This is a genomic window from Streptomyces sp. NPDC044003 (assembly GCF_056435185.1).
Genome location: NZ_JBWKFA010000010.1, coordinates 221,701 through 241,649, shown reverse-complemented (window position 1 = coordinate 241,649; position 19,949 = coordinate 221,701). Strand labels below are relative to the sequence as shown.

23 protein-coding genes are annotated in these 19,949 nt (G+C 73.3%); 9 read left to right on the top strand and 14 right to left on the bottom strand.

Annotated elements, in window-relative coordinates:
• Positions 1-5: 5 nt before the first annotated feature.
• From AC07AW_RS33080 to AC07AW_RS33060, 5 genes are all read right to left on the bottom strand, one after another.
• A complete protein-coding gene (locus tag AC07AW_RS33080; RefSeq protein ID WP_478819151.1) occupies positions 6-1,064 on the bottom strand; it encodes a hypothetical protein in 1,059 nt (352 codons plus the stop codon).
• Complete coding sequence (locus AC07AW_RS33075; RefSeq protein WP_478819150.1) at positions 1,061-1,975, bottom strand: COG1470 family protein; 915 nt, start codon at positions 1,973-1,975, stop codon at positions 1,061-1,063. Before AC07AW_RS33075 ends, AC07AW_RS33080 begins: the two co-directional genes overlap by 4 nt.
• Entirely contained in the window at positions 1,975-2,661 is a 687-nt protein-coding gene (locus AC07AW_RS33070) for a peptidase (protein WP_478819174.1), read from the bottom strand. The genes AC07AW_RS33075 and AC07AW_RS33070 overlap by 1 nt, the downstream gene beginning before the upstream one ends.
• A 119-nt stretch (positions 2,662-2,780) precedes the next feature.
• Positions 2,781-3,200 (bottom strand): ATP-binding protein, encoded by a 420-nt coding sequence (locus AC07AW_RS33065; protein WP_041129544.1) that lies wholly within the window; start codon positions 3,198-3,200, stop codon positions 2,781-2,783.
• An 89-nt stretch (positions 3,201-3,289) separates the two neighbouring features.
• Positions 3,290-3,658 carry an STAS domain-containing protein gene (locus tag AC07AW_RS33060; RefSeq protein WP_478819149.1) on the bottom strand — a complete coding sequence of 123 codons (369 nt, stop codon included), beginning with the start codon at positions 3,656-3,658 and terminating at the stop codon, positions 3,290-3,292.
• A gap of 222 nt (positions 3,659-3,880) precedes the next feature.
• On the opposite strand from AC07AW_RS33060, the gene AC07AW_RS33055 reads away from it, so the two are divergent.
• Positions 3,881-4,804 (top strand): RNA polymerase sigma factor SigF, encoded by a 924-nt coding sequence (locus tag AC07AW_RS33055; RefSeq protein ID WP_478819148.1) that lies wholly within the window; start codon positions 3,881-3,883, stop codon positions 4,802-4,804.
• A 99-nt stretch (positions 4,805-4,903) separates the two neighbouring features.
• Complete coding sequence (locus AC07AW_RS33050; RefSeq protein ID WP_478819147.1) at positions 4,904-5,536, top strand: phosphotransferase; 633 nt, start codon at positions 4,904-4,906, stop codon at positions 5,534-5,536.
• A 1-nt stretch (position 5,537) separates the two neighbouring features.
• On the opposite strand, the gene AC07AW_RS33045 is transcribed toward AC07AW_RS33050, so the two are convergent.
• A complete protein-coding gene (locus AC07AW_RS33045; RefSeq protein ID WP_478819146.1) occupies positions 5,538-6,128 on the bottom strand; it encodes a hypothetical protein in 591 nt (196 codons plus the stop codon).
• Between the two features lie 111 nt (positions 6,129-6,239).
• Between AC07AW_RS33045 and AC07AW_RS33040 the strand changes: the two genes are divergently transcribed.
• Positions 6,240-6,596 carry a hypothetical protein gene (locus AC07AW_RS33040; protein ID WP_478819145.1) on the top strand — a complete coding sequence of 119 codons (357 nt, stop codon included), beginning with the start codon at positions 6,240-6,242 and terminating at the stop codon, positions 6,594-6,596.
• Between the two features lie 6 nt (positions 6,597-6,602).
• Here AC07AW_RS33040 and AC07AW_RS33035 read toward each other — a convergent pair whose 3' ends face one another.
• From AC07AW_RS33035 to hutU, 5 genes are all read right to left on the bottom strand, one after another.
• The gene (locus tag AC07AW_RS33035) at positions 6,603-7,211 is read right to left on the bottom strand and encodes an HD domain-containing protein (protein WP_478819144.1); all 609 of its coding nucleotides are present in this window, start codon (positions 7,209-7,211) and stop codon (positions 6,603-6,605) included.
• 55 nt (positions 7,212-7,266) lie between these two features.
• Positions 7,267-8,433, bottom strand: coding sequence for an imidazolonepropionase (gene hutI / locus AC07AW_RS33030; RefSeq protein WP_478819143.1), 1,167 nt, complete (start codon positions 8,431-8,433; stop codon positions 7,267-7,269).
• Between the two features lie 99 nt (positions 8,434-8,532).
• Entirely contained in the window at positions 8,533-9,870 is a 1,338-nt protein-coding gene (locus tag AC07AW_RS33025; RefSeq protein WP_478819142.1) for a formimidoylglutamate deiminase, read from the bottom strand.
• Positions 9,861-11,057 carry an allantoate amidohydrolase gene (locus AC07AW_RS33020; RefSeq protein ID WP_478819173.1) on the bottom strand — a complete coding sequence of 399 codons (1,197 nt, stop codon included), beginning with the start codon at positions 11,055-11,057 and terminating at the stop codon, positions 9,861-9,863. The genes AC07AW_RS33025 and AC07AW_RS33020 overlap by 10 nt, the downstream gene beginning before the upstream one ends.
• Positions 11,058-11,074: 17 nt before the next feature.
• On the bottom strand, positions 11,075-12,751 hold the full coding sequence (hutU, locus tag AC07AW_RS33015; RefSeq protein ID WP_478819141.1) for a urocanate hydratase: 1,677 nt from the start codon (positions 12,749-12,751) through the stop codon (positions 11,075-11,077).
• A 94-nt stretch (positions 12,752-12,845) separates the two neighbouring features.
• Here hutU and AC07AW_RS33010 point away from each other — a divergent pair, with 94 nt between their 5' ends.
• The 6 genes from AC07AW_RS33010 (at position 12,846) to AC07AW_RS32985 (ending at position 16,829) form a co-directional block, all read left to right on the top strand.
• On the top strand, positions 12,846-14,171 hold the full coding sequence (locus AC07AW_RS33010; protein WP_478819140.1) for a type III PLP-dependent enzyme domain-containing protein: 1,326 nt from the start codon (positions 12,846-12,848) through the stop codon (positions 14,169-14,171).
• A gap of 32 nt (positions 14,172-14,203) precedes the next feature.
• Complete coding sequence (locus AC07AW_RS33005; RefSeq protein WP_478819139.1) at positions 14,204-14,683, top strand: SRPBCC family protein; 480 nt, start codon at positions 14,204-14,206, stop codon at positions 14,681-14,683.
• Between the two features lie 145 nt (positions 14,684-14,828).
• Entirely contained in the window at positions 14,829-15,221 is a 393-nt protein-coding gene (locus AC07AW_RS33000; protein WP_478819138.1) for a hypothetical protein, read from the top strand.
• Positions 15,218-15,982, top strand: coding sequence for a transcriptional regulator (locus AC07AW_RS32995; RefSeq protein ID WP_478819137.1), 765 nt, complete (start codon positions 15,218-15,220; stop codon positions 15,980-15,982). The genes AC07AW_RS33000 and AC07AW_RS32995 overlap by 4 nt, the downstream gene beginning before the upstream one ends.
• Positions 15,982-16,416: a roadblock/LC7 domain-containing protein gene (locus AC07AW_RS32990; protein WP_478819136.1), complete on the top strand. Its 435-nt coding sequence runs from the start codon at positions 15,982-15,984 to the stop codon at positions 16,414-16,416. Before AC07AW_RS32995 ends, AC07AW_RS32990 begins: the two co-directional genes overlap by 1 nt.
• A 41-nt stretch (positions 16,417-16,457) precedes the next feature.
• Positions 16,458-16,829, top strand: coding sequence for a hypothetical protein (locus AC07AW_RS32985; protein WP_478819135.1), 372 nt, complete (start codon positions 16,458-16,460; stop codon positions 16,827-16,829).
• Between the two features lie 19 nt (positions 16,830-16,848).
• Here the strand turns inward: AC07AW_RS32985 and AC07AW_RS32980 are convergent, their stop codons facing one another.
• From AC07AW_RS32980 to AC07AW_RS32970, 3 genes are all read right to left on the bottom strand, one after another.
• Positions 16,849-17,682, bottom strand: a complete 834-nt coding sequence (locus AC07AW_RS32980; protein ID WP_478819134.1) for a MurR/RpiR family transcriptional regulator — start codon at positions 17,680-17,682, stop codon at positions 16,849-16,851.
• Positions 17,683-17,743: 61 nt separating this feature from the next.
• Entirely contained in the window at positions 17,744-18,232 is a 489-nt protein-coding gene (locus AC07AW_RS32975; RefSeq protein ID WP_478819133.1) for a hypothetical protein, read from the bottom strand.
• Between the two features lie 253 nt (positions 18,233-18,485).
• Positions 18,486-19,874, bottom strand: a complete 1,389-nt coding sequence (locus tag AC07AW_RS32970; RefSeq protein WP_478819132.1) for a cystathionine beta-synthase — start codon at positions 19,872-19,874, stop codon at positions 18,486-18,488.
• Between the last annotated feature and the right edge of the window lie 75 nt (positions 19,875-19,949).

Below are 19,949 nucleotides of genomic sequence, written 5' to 3'. Positions count from 1 at the left end.
CGTACTCACGCATGTCCCTTCGTCGTCGGGCTGCTGCTCTCTGGCGCTGACGGTGCGGAGTCAGGGCTGAACCACGGCAGGGCCGCGGTCGTCTCCCCGTCCCCCGGTGCGGGGGCGGAAGCGGGTGTACGGGCCGGGGCGCGCCGATGCGGGCGCGCCCTCGTCCGGGTCCTGGGGGCGCCGGCCCGGCCGGCCCCGGAAGCGGGCCGCACGCGGTCGACCACGGCCATGCCGATCCGGAACAGCGCGGCCGGCACCACGACGGCGAGGAGCACCCAGAAGAGCGTCACGCCCCAGGGCCTGCCGACGCCCCAGGGCTGCTCGACGAGGACCTTGCCCGCGTACTTCACGGAGACCTGGTAGTCGCCGTGGGCGCCGGCCGTGAGCTCGGCGGGGAGGCGGATCAGGGCCTTCTCGCCGGGCTCGATGGTGCCGCGCCACTGGCGTTCCTCGTACTGGGGCGCGAAGACGCCGTGGCTGGTGCCGACCTGGAAGACGGGGTCCTTGACGGGGGCCGGGCCGAGGTTGCCGACGGTGAAGACGACCTCGCGGCGCGGGGGCGCCCCGAACCAGACGAGGAGGCCGCTGGAGCCGTCGAGGCGGACGGCGGCGAGGACGGCGAGGCGGCCGTCGCCGGAGGCCTCGGGGAGTGGGGCGGTGGGATGCCCGGCGACCGTGAACTCCTTGTCGACGGCGTCCTGCTGGCCGGTGACCCCGGCGACGTGCACCACGCAGGGGCAGGGCTTGGGCGGTTCCGCGACGGGGAGCTTCGTGCTGAACGCGCCCCGGCCGTCGACGGTCGCCGCCCGGCCCTCGGTGTTGGCGCAGGAGTTGGTGCCGCCGATGACGCCCTTGCCGGGGGCGCCCTGACCGCAGATCAGGAGCATGAGCAGCGCGCCGGGTTTCCAGCCGCTGCCGCTGACGGTGATCTCGCCGCCCTTGCCGCCCTCGGTCGCGGAGAGCTCGACGACGGGCCCCGGGGCGGCCGTCGCCGCGGGGGCGGTGGGCAGCAGGACGAGGGCGAGGGCGGAGAGGAGGGCGGCGGCCGTACGGATCGTCCTCATGCTGCCTCCGGCGCCGACGAGGTACGGGACTTACCGCGCCGCCGTACCGCGTACCCGGCTCCGGCCGCCGCCACGACGAGCAGTCCGGCCGCTCCCGTCAGCGCGGGGCCCGAGGCGAAGGCGGCCTCGGCGCGGGCGGTGGCGGGGGCGGCGCCCGGTGCGGTGGCCGTCAGCCGGACGGTGACGGAGTCGAGGGCGGGCGGGTCGGGCCAGGGTTCGGTCCTGGTGGCCCGCTCGCCGGGGCGGAGGGTGAGCGGCAGGGGGCGGTCCGGACGGTCGAGGACGGTGCCGAGGAGGCCCTCGGCGCGGACCGCGAGGCGCGGGGCGAGGACCGTGGTGCCGCGGTTGACCAGGGTGTAGCGGACGGTGCCGGTGGTGTCGTCGAGGTGGACGTCCTCGACGGTGAGCGCGGCGAGGTGCGGTCCGCTGACCCGTAGCCGCAGATCCACGCTCACCTCCCGGCCGGCGGCCACGGCCCGTACGGTGCCCCGGTGTTCGCCGGGCGGGGTGTCCGCGGTGACGGTCACGGCGAAGGGCACGTCGGCCCGGGTCCTGGCGGGCACGGTCACGGACCGCGCGGCGAAGGACACCGGGGCGCCCTGGCCGCTGAGGCGCACGGTGAGCGGTGCGGTGCCGGGGTTGGTGACCGACAGGGTGTCCTGGAGGACGCTGCCGGCCGGGCCCTCCAGGTAGGCGTACGGCCGTCCGGCGGCGGGCGCCGCCGTCCACTCCCGGGCGCCGGGGGGCGCCGCCGCGACCGCGCCGAGGAGCGCGGTCGCGGCGAGGACGAGCCCCGAGCGCGCGGCCGTCCGGGGCCCGGGACGGTCGGTCGTCCGCATCCCGGAGCGGTCCTGCGTCCGCGTCCCGGAGCGGTCGGGCGTCCGCATCCCGGAGCGGTCCGGCGTCCGCATCAGTGAGCCGTGCGCCGCGTGAGCCAGAGGACTCCGGCGGCGCCGGTCAGCAGGACGGTGCCGCCGAGGGTGCCGAGCGCCATGGCGGAGTCGAGCGGGCCGGTCTTGGGCAGCTGGTCGCCGGAGTCGTCGGCGGGCGGCGGCGTGTCGTCTCCCGAGCCGCCCCCCGAGACCCCCGTGACCTGGAGTTCGAGCGACGGCTTCGGGTTGTTCTTCGGGGTGCAGACGGCCGCGTCCATCCCGAGGGCGTGCACGGTGAGGACGCCCGCCGTGAAGGTGACCTTGCCGTTCTTCTTCGGGGTGAACGTGCCGGTCAGCGTGCCGATCCTGATCGGGGTGTCCGGCGGGATCGCGGCCGTGTTCGGCGTGCCCTTCACCTTCACCGTGCCGCCGGCGTCGCCGCCGAGGACGAGCTCGGCGCGCGGGGTCATGACGCCCTTGGGGAGCTCGACGGGGCTGTCGGAGACCCCCTTCTCGAACGACATCGTGATCGTGTAGCCGCTACCGCTCTTGACGGCCTTGATGTCGACGGGCGAGACCGCGCTCTTCGGCCCGATCTTCGTCTCGCAGGCGTAGTTGACGTCGACGACGGCCGCGTGGGCGGCCGGCGCGCCGGCCAGCACGGCCACGCCCGCCACCGCGACCGCGGCCGTGAACGCGGCGGTCGTTCTCCTCCGGTTCGGCACCTTGGACACCCCGAGCACCCCTCACCGCAACGTAACTGACGGTCTTTCAGATTGGCCGTCAAGGTACGCCCGGGGCCTTGAGGAGGGAAGGCAGGGGAACCGGCGAACTTGTGAAAGTCCTAGGCGGGTGCGGCCAGTTCGGCCCAGACCGTCTTGCCGGGGGCTCCTGGGGTGCGGTCGATGCCCCAGTCGAGGCAGAGACGCTGCACGATGAACATGCCGTGGCCGCCCGGCCGTCCGGACCGGTGCGGGGTGCGGGGCGCGGGCTGTCCGGCGCCGCGGTCGGTGACTTCGAGGCGCAGGGTGCGGGGCATTCGCAGGACGCGCAGCCGCTCGGGGCCCTCGGCGTGCAGGCAGGCGTTGGTGACGAGCTCGGAGACGACGAGGAGGACGTCCTCGGCGGCGGCCCTGCGGTCGGCGGTGGCGGCCGGGAGCCAGCCCCACTCGTGGAGCGCCGAGCGCGTGAAGTCGCGCGCGAGCGGCACCGTGCCGCTGGTCTCGCCGAGGGCGAGCGTCCGGACGTCGGAAGCTTGGTCCATCAACGCTTCACCTCACCGATCGACGGGACAGAGGGACAGGACGTACGGGCGGAGCCGTGGCACGGCAGGCGGGGCGTATGACGTCGGTCTCAGCCGGGGAGCGCTGTGGCGAGCGTCTCGTGGACGGTGAAGACGGCGTCCGCGCCCGTGATGTGGAACACCCTGGCCACCGCGGGCCGCATGCCCACCAGATGGACGCCGCCGCCGGCGGCGTCCGCCCTGAGCCGGGCGCCGAGCAGCACGTTGAGCCCGGTCGAATCGCAGAACTCCAGGCCCGAGCAGTCGACGACGAGCCGTGCGCGGCCCGCGTCGAGGGCGGTGTCCAGCGGGGTGCGCAGCAGTTCGGCGGTGTGGTGATCGAGCTCACCGACGGGCATGAGGAGCGCGCTTCCGGCGACGTCGCGGACCTCGACCCGCAGCCGCGCGGGCGGCGCGCTGCCGATGTGTTCGCGGTCCATGGCCGTGCCTCTTCTCGCTGTCGCGGATGCCGACTGACGTGCCCCGAACCCTACAAGTGGCGCGCCCTCCGATGCACATGAGGTACCTCCCGTATCGGGACGAAACGGATTATTGCCACTTGCAACCATCAGGGTCGAGCGGGTAGGGCTAGAAGGGAACGTCCGACCCGGCCGGCTTTGGAGGCGCCGCAAACCGCAGCGAGAAGAACCCGAAGGAGACCCATGTCACCCCGGCTCGACGCCCCGCGTACCCCCGACGCGCCGTCGGCAGCAGTCCCCCTCCCCCCTGCCACGCCTGTCACACCTGGCGCATCCGTCGCCCCCGTCGTCGATCTGCCCGACCGGCTGCTCGACACGCCGCTCGACCGGATCGGACCGGTCGACGCCCGCGCCCTGTCGAAGCAGCTCTTCGCCCGGCTCTCCGAGCTGGAGGAGGGCACCCACGACTACGCGTACGTCCGCAACACCCTGATCGAACTCAACCTCGCCCTGGTCCGGTTCGCCGCCGCCCGGTTCGGCACCCGCAGCGAACCGATGGAGGACATCGTCCAGGTCGGCACGATCGGCCTCATCAAGGCGATCGACCGCTTCGAACTGACCCGCGGCGTCGAGTTCCCCACGTTCGCGATGCCGACGATCATCGGCGAGATCAAGCGCTTCTTCCGCGACACCTCGTGGTCCGTGCACGTGCCCCGCAGGCTCCAGGAGCTCCGGCTCGACCTCGCCAAGGCCGGTGACGCGCTCTCCCAGCGCCTCGACCGCGCGCCGACCGTCGTCGAACTCGCCGAAGAGCTCGGCATCGCGCCGGAGGAGGTCGTCGAGGGCATGGCCGCGAGCAACGCCTACACCGCGGCCTCGCTCGACGCGCAGCCCGACGAGGAGGACGGCGCCGGCGGCGAGGCCGCGCTCGCCGACCGGATCGGCTACGAGGACAACGGGCTCACCGGGATCGAGTACATCGCCTCCCTCAAGCCGATGATCGCCTCGCTGCCCGCGCGCGAACGGCAGATCCTCTCCCTGCGGTTCGTCTCCGGCCTCACCCAGTCGGAGATCGGCGCGGAGCTCGGCATCTCGCAGATGCACGTGTCCCGGCTCCTCGCCCGCACCCTCGGCCGGCTGCGGCGGGGGCTGACGCTGGAGGAGTGACCTCGGAACCGCCAAGATGGCCGCGGAAAGGGCCCGTTCACGGTCTGCCGACCCGGGACGGGCCCTTCCGCTTGCCAAGGGACGGAAGGGGAGGGCCTGTTGGAGATCATCGGACAGGGCAGGACGGCGGACGTGCACGCGCTCGACGAGGGGCGGGTGCTGCGGCGGTACCGGGACGGCGGGGACGCCACCCGGGAGGCGGCGGTGATGACCCGGCTCGCGGACCGCGGCTACCCGGTGCCGGCCGTCCTCCACGCGGAGGGCCCGGACCTGGTCATGGAGCGCCTGGCGGGACCGTCGCTCCTGGACGCGCTGCTGACGGGGACGTACGCGCCGGAACCGGCGGGCGAGCTGATCGCGGACCTCCTGGCCCGGCTGCACACGCTGCCGGGCGACGGCGTGGTCCACCTGGACCTGCACCCCGGGAACGTGATCCTCACGGCGGACCGGGGCCCCGTCGTCATCGACTGGCAGACGGCCGAGGAGGGCGAACCGCCGGGCCTCGACTGCGCCATGTCGGCGCTGATCCTCGCGGAGGTGGCCGTCTCCCCGGCCCCGTACGCCCCCGGCGCCCGCGCGGGCCTCGCCGCCCTCCTGCCGGCCGTCCGCACCCCGCTCCTCCCCCACCTCCCCGCGGCCCGCGACCGCCGCGCGAAGGACCCGAACCTGACGGCGGAGGAGGTGGCGGCGCTGGGGGCGGCGGCAGAGCTGGTCCGGGCGCTGTCGGGCTGAGTTACCAGCCGATCTGGACGTCCCCGAGGACCTCGCCGCCGACGAGGGCGGCGAGCTTCCGGGCGCGGGGGAGGTCCCCCCACTTGTCGACGTGCACGAAGACGGTGTGGTGCGGGGTCCACTCGTCGATCTGGGCCCTGTCCCCATGCAGGACGAGCTGGACGCCGTCGTACTTGTCGAAGCCGCGGCAGTCCGCGTCGGGGTCGTCCGGCCAGCGCCCGCGCCACCAGATGTCGGTGATGCCGTCACCGACGGCCCGGACGAACTCGGGCCCGACGGCCCGGGCGGGCACCTCGGCGGAGAGGAACAGCGGCAGCTCGGCGCGGATCTCGTCGTCCCCGGCGGTGTCGAGATCGAGCGCGCAGTAGAGGTACTCCCCGGTCTCGGGGTCCCGCTCGATCTCCACCCGGTCGACGTCCGCGCCCGGCAGCAGCCGCGCGATCCGCCGCGCCTCCTCGACGGTACGGACCTCGACGTCGACGTACACCTCCTCGTCGACACGCTCGAGCAGCCCGACGAACCGCCACGCGCGCGCGTACGCCTCGTCGGCGTCGGTGCTCGTGAAGACGGCGTAGGCCCGCGAATTCCCCATGCGCCCAAGCTCGCACGGGACCCGGCCGACCGGCCAGTAAATAGACGTGCCTGCCCCACCGGACCGCCGCTACCGTTCGGAACCCCGACCCCGCCCGGAAAGCGAACCGCCATGACCGCCCGCACCCGCCCGACGACGACCCTGTGGCGCCCCACCGGCCCCGTCGAGCTGGAGCTCGTACGGGAGTCCGGATGGCACGCGTGGCCGCCGCGACTGCCGGAGCAGCCGATCTTCTATCCGGTCCTGAACGAGGACTACGCGGTGAGGATCGCCCGCGACTGGAACGTGAAGCACAGCGGCGTCGGCTACGTGACCCGCTTCGAGGTCGACACGGAGTTCCTCCGCCGCTACCCGGTCCAGCAGGCGGGCGGCCGGACGATCCTCGAACTGTGGGTCCCGGCGGAGGAGTTGGACAAGTTCAACGCGCACATCGTGGGCGAGATCGAGGTCGTCCACGAGTTCCGCTGACAGTGCTCAGGGCGCGGGCCGTGCGGTCGTGAACGACGCCTGGTAGGCGAGGCGGTGGTCCGCGCCGGCGCCGAGGTGTTCGAGCAGTTCGTCGAGGGCGAGGAACTCCTCCCAGCGGGACCTGCCGGTCGCCTCGGCCAGCCGGGCCACGAGGAGGTCCTCCAGCTCGGGCACGCGCTTGTTCTTCCAGATCTTGTCGGCCGTGCTGACCAGGAGGTCCTCCGAGGTCGCCCCGGGGTCCGTCCACAGGGCGTGGGTGGCAGCGAAGCGGGCCATCTCCGGGGCGAAGCCGCGGGCCGCGAGGAGCTCCCTCCCCGCCTCCTCGTGGCGGGAGCCCGGTCCGGAGAGTTCGGTGGGGTGCACGACCTTGCCGATGTCGTGGGTCGCCGCTCCGAACAGAACCGCCTCGCGGTCGACGGCCAGGCCCGGACAGCGGTCCTCGGTCCAGGTGACCAGGTGCCGTGCCACGTCGTGCACCGCACGCAGGTGGGCAGCCAGCCTCGGGGGCGCGTCCAGGGCGCGGAGGAGGTCCGCCGCCGCCCGCGGGAGCGGGTGGAGCGGCGGGTCCGCGGGGCCGTACAGCGCTCGGGACAGTTCGTCGTCTGACGGTCGCATCGGGTCAGGCTACGGGGCGCATCGCGTCCGGGCAGCGGGCCGCCCGGACCCGCGCTCAGACCGCCCGCACGCCCTTTCGCCAGACCTCCGCCACCAGGGGCACGCCCGGGCGGTAGGCCAGGTGGACGTGGGACGGGGCGTCGAGGACGACGAGGTCCGCGCGGGCGCCGACGTTCAGGTGGCCGACGTCCGTGCGGCGCAGGGCCGCCGCGCCGCCGGCGGTGGCGGACCAGATCGCCTCGTCCGGGGTCATCAGCATGTCCCGTACCGCGAGCGCGATGCAGAACGGCATCGAGGACGTGAAGGACGAGCCCGGGTTGCAGTCCGTGGACAGGGCGACCGTCACGCCGACGTCGATCAGGCGGCGCGCGTCCGGCCACTCGGCGCGGGTGGAGAACTCGGCGCCGGGCAGCAGCGTCGCGACCGTGTTGCCCTGGGCGAGGGCGTCGATGTCGGCGTCCGTCAGGTGGGTGCAGTGGTCGGCGCTCGCCGCGTCCAGCTCCACCGCGAGCTGCACACCGGGGCCGTACGTCAGCTGGTTGGCGTGCACCCGGGCCTGGAGGCCCTTCGCCATGCCCGCCTTGAGGATCGCGCGGGCCTGGTCGCCGTCGAACGCGCCCTTCTCGCAGAACACGTCCACCCAACGGGCGTACGGGGCGCAGGCCTCCAGCATCTCCCCGGTCACCAGCTTCACGTACCCGGCCGGGTCGTCGGCGTAGTCCGGCGACACGATGTGCGCACCAAGGTACGTCACCTCGTCCGTGTGCTCGGCCGCGATGCGCAGCGCGCGGGCCTCGTCCTCGACGGTCAGGCCGTAGCCGGACTTCGTCTCGAAGGTGGTGGTGCCCTGGCGGAGGGCCTCCCACATGTACTTGGCCACGTTCGCGGAGAGTTCCGCGTCCGTGGCGGCGCGCGTCGCCGCGACCGTCGTGCGGATGCCGCCCGCCTTGTACGGCTGGCCCGACATCCTCGCGTTGAACTCGGCCGTGCGGTCGCCCGCGAAGACGAGGTGCGAGTGGGAGTCGACGAAGCCGGGGATGACGGCGCGGCCGGCCGCGTCGACCGCCTCGTCCGCGGCCGGGGCCTGGGCCGCCGGGCCGGCCCAGGCGATGTGGTCGTCCTCCAGGACCAGCGCCGCGTCCTTGATCAGGCCCAGGGGGCCCTCGCCGAGGGTGGGGTCGTTCGTTACCAGGCTGCCGATGTTCGTGATCAGCGTCGTCATGTTGCTCTCCGGTGGGGGCGGGCGGTTCGGGTGCGGGCCGGTGGTCGGGTCGTGCCCACCCGTTCCGCCCCTGCGGAACGCCTGCCCACAACCCGACGGTCAGCTTCTGAGTGCGGCGATCGCGGTCGCCAGGGCCTCGCCCGTGTCCGGTACCGAGACATGGGTGCCGTCCCGGACGATCGTCCGGCCGCCCACCACGACGTGGTGCACGTCCGCCGCCGTCGCCGCGAAGACCGCCGTCTCCGCCGCCAGGCGCGGGACCGGGCCTGCCGTGCGGACCGAGTCCAGGGTGATCGTGGTGAAGTCGGCCAGGGCGCCGGCCTCCAGGACGCCCGCGTCCTGCCAGCCGAGGGCCGCGTGGCCGTCCGCCGTGGCCGCGCGGAGGAGCGCGGCGGCCGTCCAGTGGCCGCGGGTGCGGGTGCGCAGGCGCTCGTTCAGTTCCATGGCCCGCGCCTCTTCGAGGAGGTCGATGACGGCGTGGCTGTCGCTGCCGAGGGAGAGCGGCGAGCCGGCGCGCTGGAGGGCGACGGCCGGGCCGATGCCGTCCGCGAGGTCCCGTTCGGTCGTCGGGCACATGCAGGTGCCGGTGGAGGAGCCGCCGATGAGCGCGATGTCCCCTTCCGTCATGTGCGTGTTGTGGACGCCCGTCGTCCGCGCACCGAGGACGCCGTGCTCCGCGAGGAGCTGTGTCGGCGTCATGCCGTGGGCCGCGAGGCAGGCCTCGTTCTCCGCGGTCTGTTCCGAGAGGTGGACGTGGAGGGGTGCCTGCCGGTCCTGCGCCCATCGCGCCACCGTCGAGAGCTGGTCGGCCGGGACCGCTCGTACGGAGTGGATCGCCGCTCCGATCCGTACGCCCTCGCGCTCCTTCAGCGCGCTCACCCGTTCCGCCCACTTCTCGGCCGTGCCGTCGGTGAAGCGGAGCTGGTGCTGCTCGGGGGCGGCGCCGAAGCCGGAGGAGAGGTACGCGGTGTCGAGGAGGGTGATGCGGATGCCCGCCTCCCCGGCCGCCGCGATCAGGGCCTCGCCCATCGCGTTGGGGTCGGCGTACGCGCTGCCGCCGGGCGCGTGGTGCAGGTAGTGGAACTCGCCGACGGAGGTGATGCCCGCGAGGGCCATCTCCGCGTACGCCGCGCGGGCGAGCGCGAAGTAGCTGTCGGGGGTGAGGCGCTGGGCGACGGTGTACATGATCTCGCGCCAGGTCCAGAACGTGCCGGAGCCGACCTGGACCGTGCCGCGCAGGGCGCGGTGGAAGGCGTGCGAGTGGGCGTTGGCCAGGCCCGGGATCGTGAGGCCGCGGAGGACGACGGCGCCGGGCGGCGGCGTCTCCACGCCGGTCCGCACGGCGGTGATGCGGCCGTCGGTGACCTCGAGGGCCACGCCCGGCTCGACGTTCGTGTCGAGCCAGGCGTGTTCCAGCCAGTACGTCGTCAGCGGCACGCCAGCTCCTCCAGTACGTCGGCGAGTGCGATGACCCCGGCCACGCAGTCGTCCTCGGCCGCGTTCTCGGCCGGGGAGTGCGAGACGCCGGTGGGGTTCCGTACGAACAGCATGGCGGTCGGGATCGATTCGGACAGGATGCCCGCGTCGTGTCCCGCTCCGGTGCCGAGGACCGGCACCTTGCCCGAGGTGCCCAGGATGCGGGAGAGCTCGTCGCGCAGGGCGTGCGAGAACTCCACGATCGGGGTGTAGGACTCCCGGACGACGGCGAGGTCGATGCCGTGGCGGTCGGCGTACTCCCGGGCCGCCGTCTCGACTCCCGTGACGACCTTGTCCAGGGAGCCCTGGTCGGCGGCGCGGGCGTCGAGCCAGCCGCGGACCATCGACGGGATGGCGTTGACGCCGTTCGGCTCGACCGCGATCTTGCCGAAGGTGGCGACGGCGCCCGCGAGTTCGGCCTCGCGGCGGGCCGCGAGGACGGTCTCGGCGTACGTGAGCATCGGGTCGCGGCGGTCGACCAGGCGGGTGGTGCCCGCGTGGTTGGCCTCGCCGGCGAAGTCGTACCGCCAGCGGCCGTGCGGCCAGATGGAGGAGGCGATGCCGACGGGGTCGCCGGAGAGGTCGAGGGCCCGGCCCTGCTCCACGTGGAGCTCGACGAAGGCGCCGATGCGGGCGAGCCGCTCGGGGTCCGCGCCGATCCCGGCGGGGTCGTACCCGGCGGCCTCCATGGCCTGCGGGAGGCTGATCCCGTCGGCGTCGCGGAGCTCGTACGCCTGCTCCTTCGTCAGCCGGCCGGCGGTGAGGCGGGAGCCGACGCAGGCGAGGCCGAAGCGGGCTCCTTCCTCGTCGCCGAAGTTGACGATGGCGAGGGGCCGCTTGAACGAGACGCCGCGGGCGCGGAGTTCGTCGAGGGCGGCGAAGGCGGACACGACGCCGAGGGGGCCGTCGAAGGCGCCGCCGTCGGGGACGGAGTCCAGGTGGGAGCCGGTGACGACGGCGTCGCCGGCCGTCGGGTCGCCGAGCCAGGCCCACTGGTTGCCGTTGCGGTCGGTCTCGACGTCCAGGCGGCGGGCCTCGGCCTGCATCCGGAACCAGAGCCGGCAGTCGGCGTCGGCCTCGGTCCAGGCGTAGCGGCGGTAGCCACCGGAGGCGGCGCTGCGGCCGATGGGCCGCAGCGACCGCCACATGGCGTGGAAGGTGGCACTCACGCCGAGGCCTCGTCGTCGGAGCCCTCGCGCATCGGGACGCGGACGCCCTTCTCGTCGGCGACGCGCTCGGCGATGTCGTAGCCGGCGTCGACGTGGCGGATGACGCCCATGCCGGGGTCGTTCGTGAGGACGCGCTGGATCTTCTCGCCCGCGAGCTTGGTGCCGTCGGCGACGGAGACCTGGCCGGCGTGGATGGAGCGGCCCATGCCGACGCCGCCGCCGTGGTGGATGGAGACCCAGGACGCGCCGGAGGCGACGTTCACCATGGCGTTGAGGAGCGGCCAGTCGGCGATGGCGTCGGAGCCGTCGAGCATGGCCTCGGTCTCGCGGTACGGGGAGGCGACGGAGCCGCAGTCGAGGTGGTCGCGGCCGATCGCGAGGGGCGCGGCGAGGGTGCCGTCGGCGACCATGTCGTTGAACATGGAGCCCGCCTTGTCGCGCTCGCCCTGGCCGAGCCAGCAGATGCGGGCGGGGAGGCCCTGGAAGTGGACGCGCTCGCCGGCCATCTTGATCCAGCGGTGGAGCGACTCGTTCTCCGGGAAGAGGTCGAGGATCGCCTTGTCCGTCTTGTGGATGTCGGAGGCCTCGCCGGAGAGGGCGGCCCAGCGGAACGGGCCCTTGCCCTCGCAGAACAGCGGGCGGATGTAGGCCGGGACGAAGCCGGGGAAGGCGAAGGCGCGGTCGTAGCCGGCGAGCTGGGCCTCGCCGCGGATCGAGTTGCCGTAGTCGAAGACCTCGGCGCCGGCGTCCATGAAGCCGACCATGGCCTCGACGTGCTTGGCCATCGACTCGCGGGAGCGCTGGGTGAAGCCGGCCGGGTCCTTGGCGGCGGCGTCGGCCATGTCGTCGAAGGCGACGCCGATCGGGAGGTACGAGAGCGGGTCGTGGGCCGAGGTCTGGTCGGTCACGATGTCGATCGGGGCGCCCTCGGCGAGCATCTGCGGGAGCAGCTCGGCGGCGTTGCCGAGGAGGCCGATGGAGAGCGGGCGGCGGGCGTCGCGGGCCTCGACGGCGAGCTGGAGGGCGTGGGCCAGGTTGTCGGCCTTGACGTCCAGGTAGCGGTGCTCGATGCGGCGCTCGATGGCGCGCGGGTCGACGTCGATGCAGAGGGCGACGCCGTCGTTCATGGTGACGGCGAGGGGCTGGGCGCCGCCCATGCCGCCGAGGCCGGCGGTGAGGGTGATGGTGCCGGCCAGGGTGCCGCCGAACTTCTTCGCGGCGACGGCGGCGAAGGTCTCGTAGGTGCCCTGGAGGATGCCCTGGGTGCCGATGTAGATCCAGGAGCCGGCCGTCATCTGGCCGTACATGGTGAGGCCGAGCTGCTCCAGGCGGCGGAACTCCTCCCAGTTGGCCCAGTCGCCGACGAGGTTGGAGTTGGCGAGGAGGACGCGGGGGGCCCACTCGTGGGTCTGCATGACGCCGACGGGGCGGCCGGACTGGACGAGCATCGTCTCGTCCTGCTTGAGGGTGCGCAGGGTGCGGACCATGGCGTCGAAGGAGCGCCAGTCGCGGGCGGCCTTGCCGGTGCCGCCGTAGACGACGAGCTTGTCGGGGTGCTCGGCGACCTCGGGGTCGAGGTTGTTCTGGAGCATCCGGAGGGCGGCTTCCTGCTGCCATCCCAGGGCGCTCAGTTCCGTACCGCGGGCGGCTCGCACGGGGCGGGGTCCTGACATGGGGGTGCCTCCTCGAATGTCGTTCAGATATTCACATCTTGGCTCGCTGAATAGTTGTAGTCAACAGGGCGTACCGGCCATGCGGTGGACGAGGATGGATCCCATGGCCTCCTCCCGTCGCGATCTCGCCGTCCGAGCCACCGTCGATCAAGGACTCCTCTCCCCCGCCGAACCGGTCGTCACCCTCCTCGACACCGCCGGCATCCGCGCCTCCGCCGCAGCCCTGACCAGCGCCTTCGCCGCCGTCACCGACGCGCACGTGCTGCACGCCTTCGCCGTGAAGGCCACCCCGCTCGTCCCCGTCCTGCGCCTGCTCCACGAAGCCGGGCTCGGCGTCGAGGTCGCGAGCCCCGGCGAGCTGGCCCTCGCCCGCGCGGCCGGTGTCCCACCCGCGGACACCGTCCTCGACTCCCCCGCCAAGACCCCGGCCGAGCTCCGCCAGGCCCTCGCGCTCGGGGTCGCCGTCAACGCCGACAACCTCCAGGAGCTGGCCCGCCTCGACGCGCTCGTCGCCTCCGCGCCCACCGCCTCCCCGCTCGGGCTCCGGGTGAACCCGCAGGTCGGAGCCGGTTCCATCGGCGCGCTCTCGACCGCGACCGCCACCTCCAAGTTCGGCGTGGCGCTCCGCGACGAAGGCGCCCGCAAGACCGTCCTCGCCGCTTACCTGGAGCGGCCCTGGCTGACCCGGCTGCACACCCACACCGGCTCCCAGGGCATCCCGCTCGCCCTCATGGCCGAGGGGGTCGGCGAGGCGTACGCGCTCGCCGAGGAGATCAACCGGGCGGCCGGCCGTCAGCAGATCGACACCCTCGACATCGGCGGCGGGCTCCCGGTGAACTTCACCTCCGACGAGGAGACCCCGACGTACGCGGAGTACGCCCGGCTGCTCGCCGACACCGTCCCCGGCCTCTTCGACGGCCGCTACCGGCTCGTCACCGAGTTCGGGCGCTCCCTGCTCGCCAGGCACGGCACGGTCCTCGCCCGGGTGGAGTACACGAAGACCTCCGGCGGCCGCCCGATCGCCGTCACCCACGCGGGCGTGCAGCTGGCCACCCGTACGGTCTACGCCCCCGAGTCCTGGCCGCTGCGCGTCCTCGCGTACGACTCCGAGGGCCGGCCCCGCACCGGCGACGTCACCGTCCAGGACGTGGCGGGCCCCGCCTGCTTCGCCGGGGACCTGCTCGCCACGGGCCGCGCCCTGCCGCTGCTGCACCCCGGGGACGTCGTGGTGGTCCCGGACACCGGCGCGTACTACTTCGCCCACCACTACGCGTACAACAGCCTGCCCCGGCCCGGGATCCACGGCTTCACGGTCGACGACGACGGGGCGGTGACCTTCACGACCGTCCGGGAGGCCCAGACGCTCGACGAGATCGTCGCCGAGGCGGGCGGGGCGCGGGCGGACGCGCTGGTCCGGTAGCGGGGGCCCGGGGGCCCGGCTTCCATGGAGCCATGACTGGAACGGGTACGGACACCACCTCCGTCGTCGTCGAACGCCGGGTCGCCGCCTCCCCCGGGCGGGTCTGGGAGGCGATCACCGACCTGCGCGACATGCCCCGGGTCCTCTCCGGCGTCGACCGGGTGGAGGTGCTCACCGAGGGCGGCTTCGGCGTCGGCACGCGCTGGCGCGAGACCCGGCGGATGCTGGGCAAGGAGGCCACGGAGGAGATGACCGTGACCGAGTGCGAGCCGCCCGACCGGTACGTCACGGTCGCCGACTCGCACGGCATGCACTACGTCTCCGAGCTCACCCTCACGCCCGACGGCGCCGGGTCCACCACCCTGCGGATGGCCTTCTCCGCGCGGCCCGCGGGCGGCCGCGCCCCCGGGCTCTTCGCCCGGCTGCTCGCCCGCTTCGGGGCGAAGGCGGTCGCGAAGGCGCTCGCGAAGGACCTGTCCGACATCGCGCGCACGGTGGAGTCGCGCGGCTGACCCGTCGACCCCCGACTGATCAATTCGCGTCAGACAGCGGCATGTTCCGATGGAAAATGCCAGAACGCCCCCCCGGGGCACGAACGTTCAGTAGCGTCACCGTCACTGCCGCACGTTCGCACGCCGCATCGGGAGGGGAATCCGCGTGCCCGGAATCGACGAGTGCCTCCTGGAGGCCATGGCCCTGCCCGGGGCACGGGGCGCCTCCCTGGTCGACTGGACCAGCGGGCTCGCGCTCGGGACGGCGGGCGACTCGCCGGTCGGCGACCACGAGACGACGGCCGCCGAGACCGCCGAACTCGCCCGGTCCGCAGCCGAGTTCGACTCCTTCACCACGGCGGGCGGAGGCCCCGGGGGCGAACCGCCCGTCGAGGACCTGATCCTCACCACCCGCGCCGGCTACCACGTCCTCCGCTTCGTCGAGACCTCCTTCGACAGCAGCGTCTTCCTCCACCTCTGGCTCGACCGCGACTCCGGCAACCTCGCCCTCGCCCGCCTCCGGCTCCGCGACCTCGCCGAGCGACTGGTCCTCGGATGAGCCGGACGGCCGTCTCCCCGATGCTGGTCCGGCTCGCCGCCGAGAAGGCCACCGGCGCCCTGCTCCGCGACCACGGCACGCTCTACCTCGTCGACGGCCGGGTCGTGCACGCCGAGTCCCCCGCCGCCCCCGGCGTCGACGTCCTCCTCACCACCGGCGGCCGGCTGCCCCGCGAGGGCTGGGACGAGGCCGTCGACCGGGCCGGGGCCCACCGCGCGGTCGGCCGCTTCCTCGTCGACAGCGGCCGGCTGCGCGACGGCGAGCTGGAGATCTGCCACCTCGGCGCCGTCTTCGACGCGGCCTTCTTCGCCCTCTCCCCCACCAGCGGGCCGACCCGCTTCCGGTACGGGGTGGGGCACTGGTTCGGGACCGTGCGACCGGTCTCCGCCGAGGCCGTCGAGCGCGAGACCGTACGCCGCCGCGAACTCCTCGACGCCGTCTGGCCGTACGCCTCCGTCGACACCGCCCCGGTCGTGCCGCGCCCCGCCGCCCCCGGCCAGACCGTGGGGGCCCGGCAGCGCGCGCTGCTCGCCGCCGCCGACGGCGAGCGGACCCCGGCGGAGCTGGCCCGGGTGCTCGGCCGCCCCGCCTTCCACACGCTGCTCGACGTGCGGCGCCTCGCCGCCGCCGGGCTCGTCGAGACGCCGCCGGAACCCGACTCCGTACCGCCCCCGCCGGTGCTCTTACCGGCTCCGCCGGTGGCCGATCCCGACATCGCCCTGCTGCGCCGGCTCCGTGACGCCCTGGAGGCACACCTGTGATGAGGCGTGCCCTGCGCCTGCGCGCCGAAAGGAAACAGCTCATGACGGCAGAAGCCGAGGTCCTCGGCGAGCTCAGACGGCTGCGAGCCCGGCTGCCCCAGCTCACCGGAGCCCTGGCGGCGAGCGCCGACGGACTCGTCCTCGCCCACGACACCGTCGACGGCGAGGCGGAGAGCGTGGCCGCGCTGACCGCGGCGGCGCTCGGTGTCGGCCAGCGGCTGACCGACACCACCGGGCAGGGCCGCTTCCGTGAGCTGCTCGTCCGCGGCGAGGACGGCTATGTGGCGACGTACGCGGCGGGCGGCTCGGCCGTCCTGACGCTGCTCGCCGAACCCCGGATCAACGTGGGGCGACTCCATCTGGAGGCCCGCAGGGCGAGCGCCCGGATAGGGGAACTCGTCGACGGCGCGCTGGAACGCAGAGACCTGAACTGACCCGTACGGATTCACCGAACCGATAAGGAAGTACGAGACCCATGGCGAACACCGAAACCTCCCTCAAGGAAGCGGCCCAGATCGAAGGCACGATCGGCGCGGCCCTCGTCGACTACACCAGCGGCATGGCGCTCGGCACGATCGGCGGCGGCAAGGACCTCGACCTGAACATGGCCGCGGCGGGCAACACCGACGTCGTCCGGGCCAAGGTCCGGGCGATGGAGATGCTGGGCCTCAAGGACGAGATCGAGGACATCCTCATCACCCTCGGCGGCCAGTACCACCTGATCCGGCTCCTCAAGGGGCGCGGCACCAACGGCCTCTTCCTCTACCTGGCGCTCGACAAGGGCCGCGCGAACCTGGCGATGGCCCGCCACCAGCTGAAGAAGATCGAGGCCGAACTGGAGGTCTGACGGCCCCGGGCCGGGGTGTCTACTCGACGAACAGGCCCCGGGCCGCCGCCTTCGTGTCGAACTCCTCCAGGCGCGCCTGCGCGTCGGGGAGTTCGTCGGCCATGGCCTCCAGGAGGACCCGGCCGAGGAGCATCGGCGCGCAGGCGGTGTCGAAGGCGAGCCCGGTGCCGACGGCGGCCGGGATGAGCAGGTCGCTGTGGACGGCGACGGGCGCGAAGGCCGACTCGGCGACGGTCACGACCGTGAGCCCGGCCGCCCGTGCGTACTCCAGGGCCTCGACGACCTCCTTGGGGTGCCGGGGCAGCGCGAAGCAGAGCAGGGCCGTGGCCCCGGCCCGTACGGCCGCGTCGATGCGGTCCGTGAGCATCGAGCCGCCCTCGTCGAGGAGCCGGACGTCCGGGTGCACCTTGCCGGCGAAGTAGGCGAAGCCGCGGGCCTGCGAGGAGGCGGCCCGCAGTCCGAGCACGGGCAGCGGCCGGGACCCGGCGAGGAGCCGGCCGGCCCGCTCGACGGGTGCGGGGTCGGCGAGGAGCCGGGCGAGGTGCTGGAGGTTCTCTATCTCGGCGAGCACGGCCTGCTGGTACTCGTTGTGGCCGGAATTCTCCTCCGCGGCCGCGGGCATGCTCTCCCGCAGGTGCTTGCGGAGCGCCGGGTAGCCGTCGAAGCCGAGGGCGACGGCGAAGCGGGTGACGGAGGGCTGGCTGACGCCCGCCAGCTCGGCGAGCTCGACGCTGGACAGGAACGGCACGTCGCCGGCGCGCCGGACCATGGAGTGCGCGATCCGCCGCTGCGTCGGCGTCAGCCGGTGCCCCTCGAAGAGCGCCTGCAGCCGACCGGCCGGGCTGTCGCTCATGCCGCCCCCTTCATCTATTCACCCACTGAAGACCTTGCATAAGGATATGCAGTCGGCGGGCTCAGGGCGAGGGGCGGGCGGCCATCGCCGTACAGGACTCCTCCGGTCCGTGGGCCGTGACCCGGGGCCGGGGCCGGGCCCGGTCCGTCTCCGGGAGCTCGATGGTGAGACAGCGCGTGGCCATGGCGTCGGCCGAGCCGAACAGCGGCTGGGTCCGCTCATAGGGACGCGAGAAGAGTACGAAGACCCGGGTGCCGTGCTCCGTGGGACGCACCCCGGCGAGCGTCCCGAGGTGCGGGCCCCGGCCGGCGAACGCGCCGAGGGCGTCGCGTACGTCCTGCTCGGAGGGGGTGACGCCCTTGGTGGCGACGAGGACGTCGGCGAACCGCTCCCCGTCCGCGCGGGTGGCGTCGAAGGCGTCCCGCTCCCTGGCCGCCTCACGGAAGTGGGAGACGGTGAAGAGGGCGACGAGCACCAGGGCGAGGGCAAGCAGAACCGCGCCCAGGACCTTGGCCCAGGGCGCGGTTCCGCCTCTTCGCTCCGTCTTCACGGCTTCCTGACGACGTGGTTGCGCGGGGACCGCCGCACCCCCGTCACCGGGGGGCGGGACGACGGCGGTCCCCGCGGGGGACACGGGCCCGGGTCAGGGCCGGTCACCGCGTCCGCGGCGGCGTCTGTGGAGGCCCGGGAGCCGCTCCGGAAGTCCGTGACGCCGACAACGACCAATGTGCCGGACGCGTGTTAAGCGGGTGCTGCGGGTACGTGTCGCCCTCGTACCAGTTGCACGAACTGCTTCGTACCGCCTACTTCGAGCCGCCGTTGGCCAGGAAGGCCAGCAGGTCCTGACGGCTCACGACACCGGTCGGCTTGCCCTCGACCAGCACGATCGCCGCGTCGGCGGCGTCGCCGAGGACGGTCATCAGGTCGGCGACCGGCTCGCCCGAGCCGACCTGCGGCAGCGGCGGGCTCATGTGCTCCTCCAGCGGGTCCTCCAGGGAGGCCTTCTTGGTGAAGAGGGCGTCGAGCAGCTCGCGCTCGACGACGGAGCCGACGACCTCGGCGGCCATCACGTCGGGGTGGCCGGCGCCGGGCTTCACGATGGGCATCTGGGAGACGCCGTACTCGCGCAGCACCTCGATGGCCTGGCCGACGGTCTCGTCCGGGTGCATGTGGACGAGGGAGGGCATGACGCCCTCCTTGTGGCGCAGGACGTCGGCGACGGTGGCGGTGGAGGTGTCCTCCAGGAAGCCGTGCCCGGCCATCCACTCGTCACTGAAGATCTTCGACATGTAGCCGCGGCCGGAGTCCGGCAGCAGCACGACGACGACGTCGTCGGGGCCGAGCTCCTTGGCGACCTCCAGGGCCGCGACGACGGCCATGCCGCAGGAGCCGCCGACGAGGAGGCCCTCTTCCTTGGCGAGGCGGCGGGTCATCTGGAAGGAGTCCTTGTCGGACACGGCGACGATCCGGTCCGTGACGTTCCGGTCGTACGCGGTCGGCCAGAAGTCCTCGCCGACACCCTCGACCAGGTACGGACGGCCGGAACCGCCGGAGTAGACCGAACCCTCCGGGTCCGCGCCGATGACCTTGACCTTCCCGCCGCTGACCTCCTTGAGGTAGTTGCCGGTGCCGGAGATGGTGCCGCCGGTACCGACGCCCGCGACGAAGTGGGTGATCTTCCCGTCCGTCTGCTCCCAGAGCTCGGGACCGGTGGTCTCGTAGTGCGAGCGCGGGTTGTTCGGGTTCGAGTACTGGTCGGGCTTCCAGGCGCCCGGCGTCTCACGCACGAGGCGGTCCGAGACGTTGTAGTACGAGTCGGGGTGCTCGGGGTCGACGGCCGTGGGGCAGACCACGACCTCGGCGCCGTAGGCCCGCAGCACGTTGATCTTGTCGAGCGACACCTTGTCCGGGCAGACGAAGATGCACTTGTAGCCCTTCTGCTGGGCCACGATCGCCAGGCCGACGCCGGTGTTGCCGGACGTGGGCTCGACGATGGTTCCGCCGGGCTTGAGCTCGCCGCTCTGCTCGGCCGCCTCGATCATGCGCACGGCGATCCGGTCCTTGACCGAGCCGCCGGGGTTGAAGTACTCGACCTTGGCCAGAACGGTCGCCTGAATGCCCGCTGTGACGTTGTTGAGCTTCACCAGCGGGGTGTTGCCGACGAGGCTGATCATCGAGTCGTGGAATTGCACCGTAATCTCCGGGGTCTCCGTAATGGTGTGGCCAGCGTATGCGTAGTCGGAGCGGGTTACGGGGCAGTTAGACCC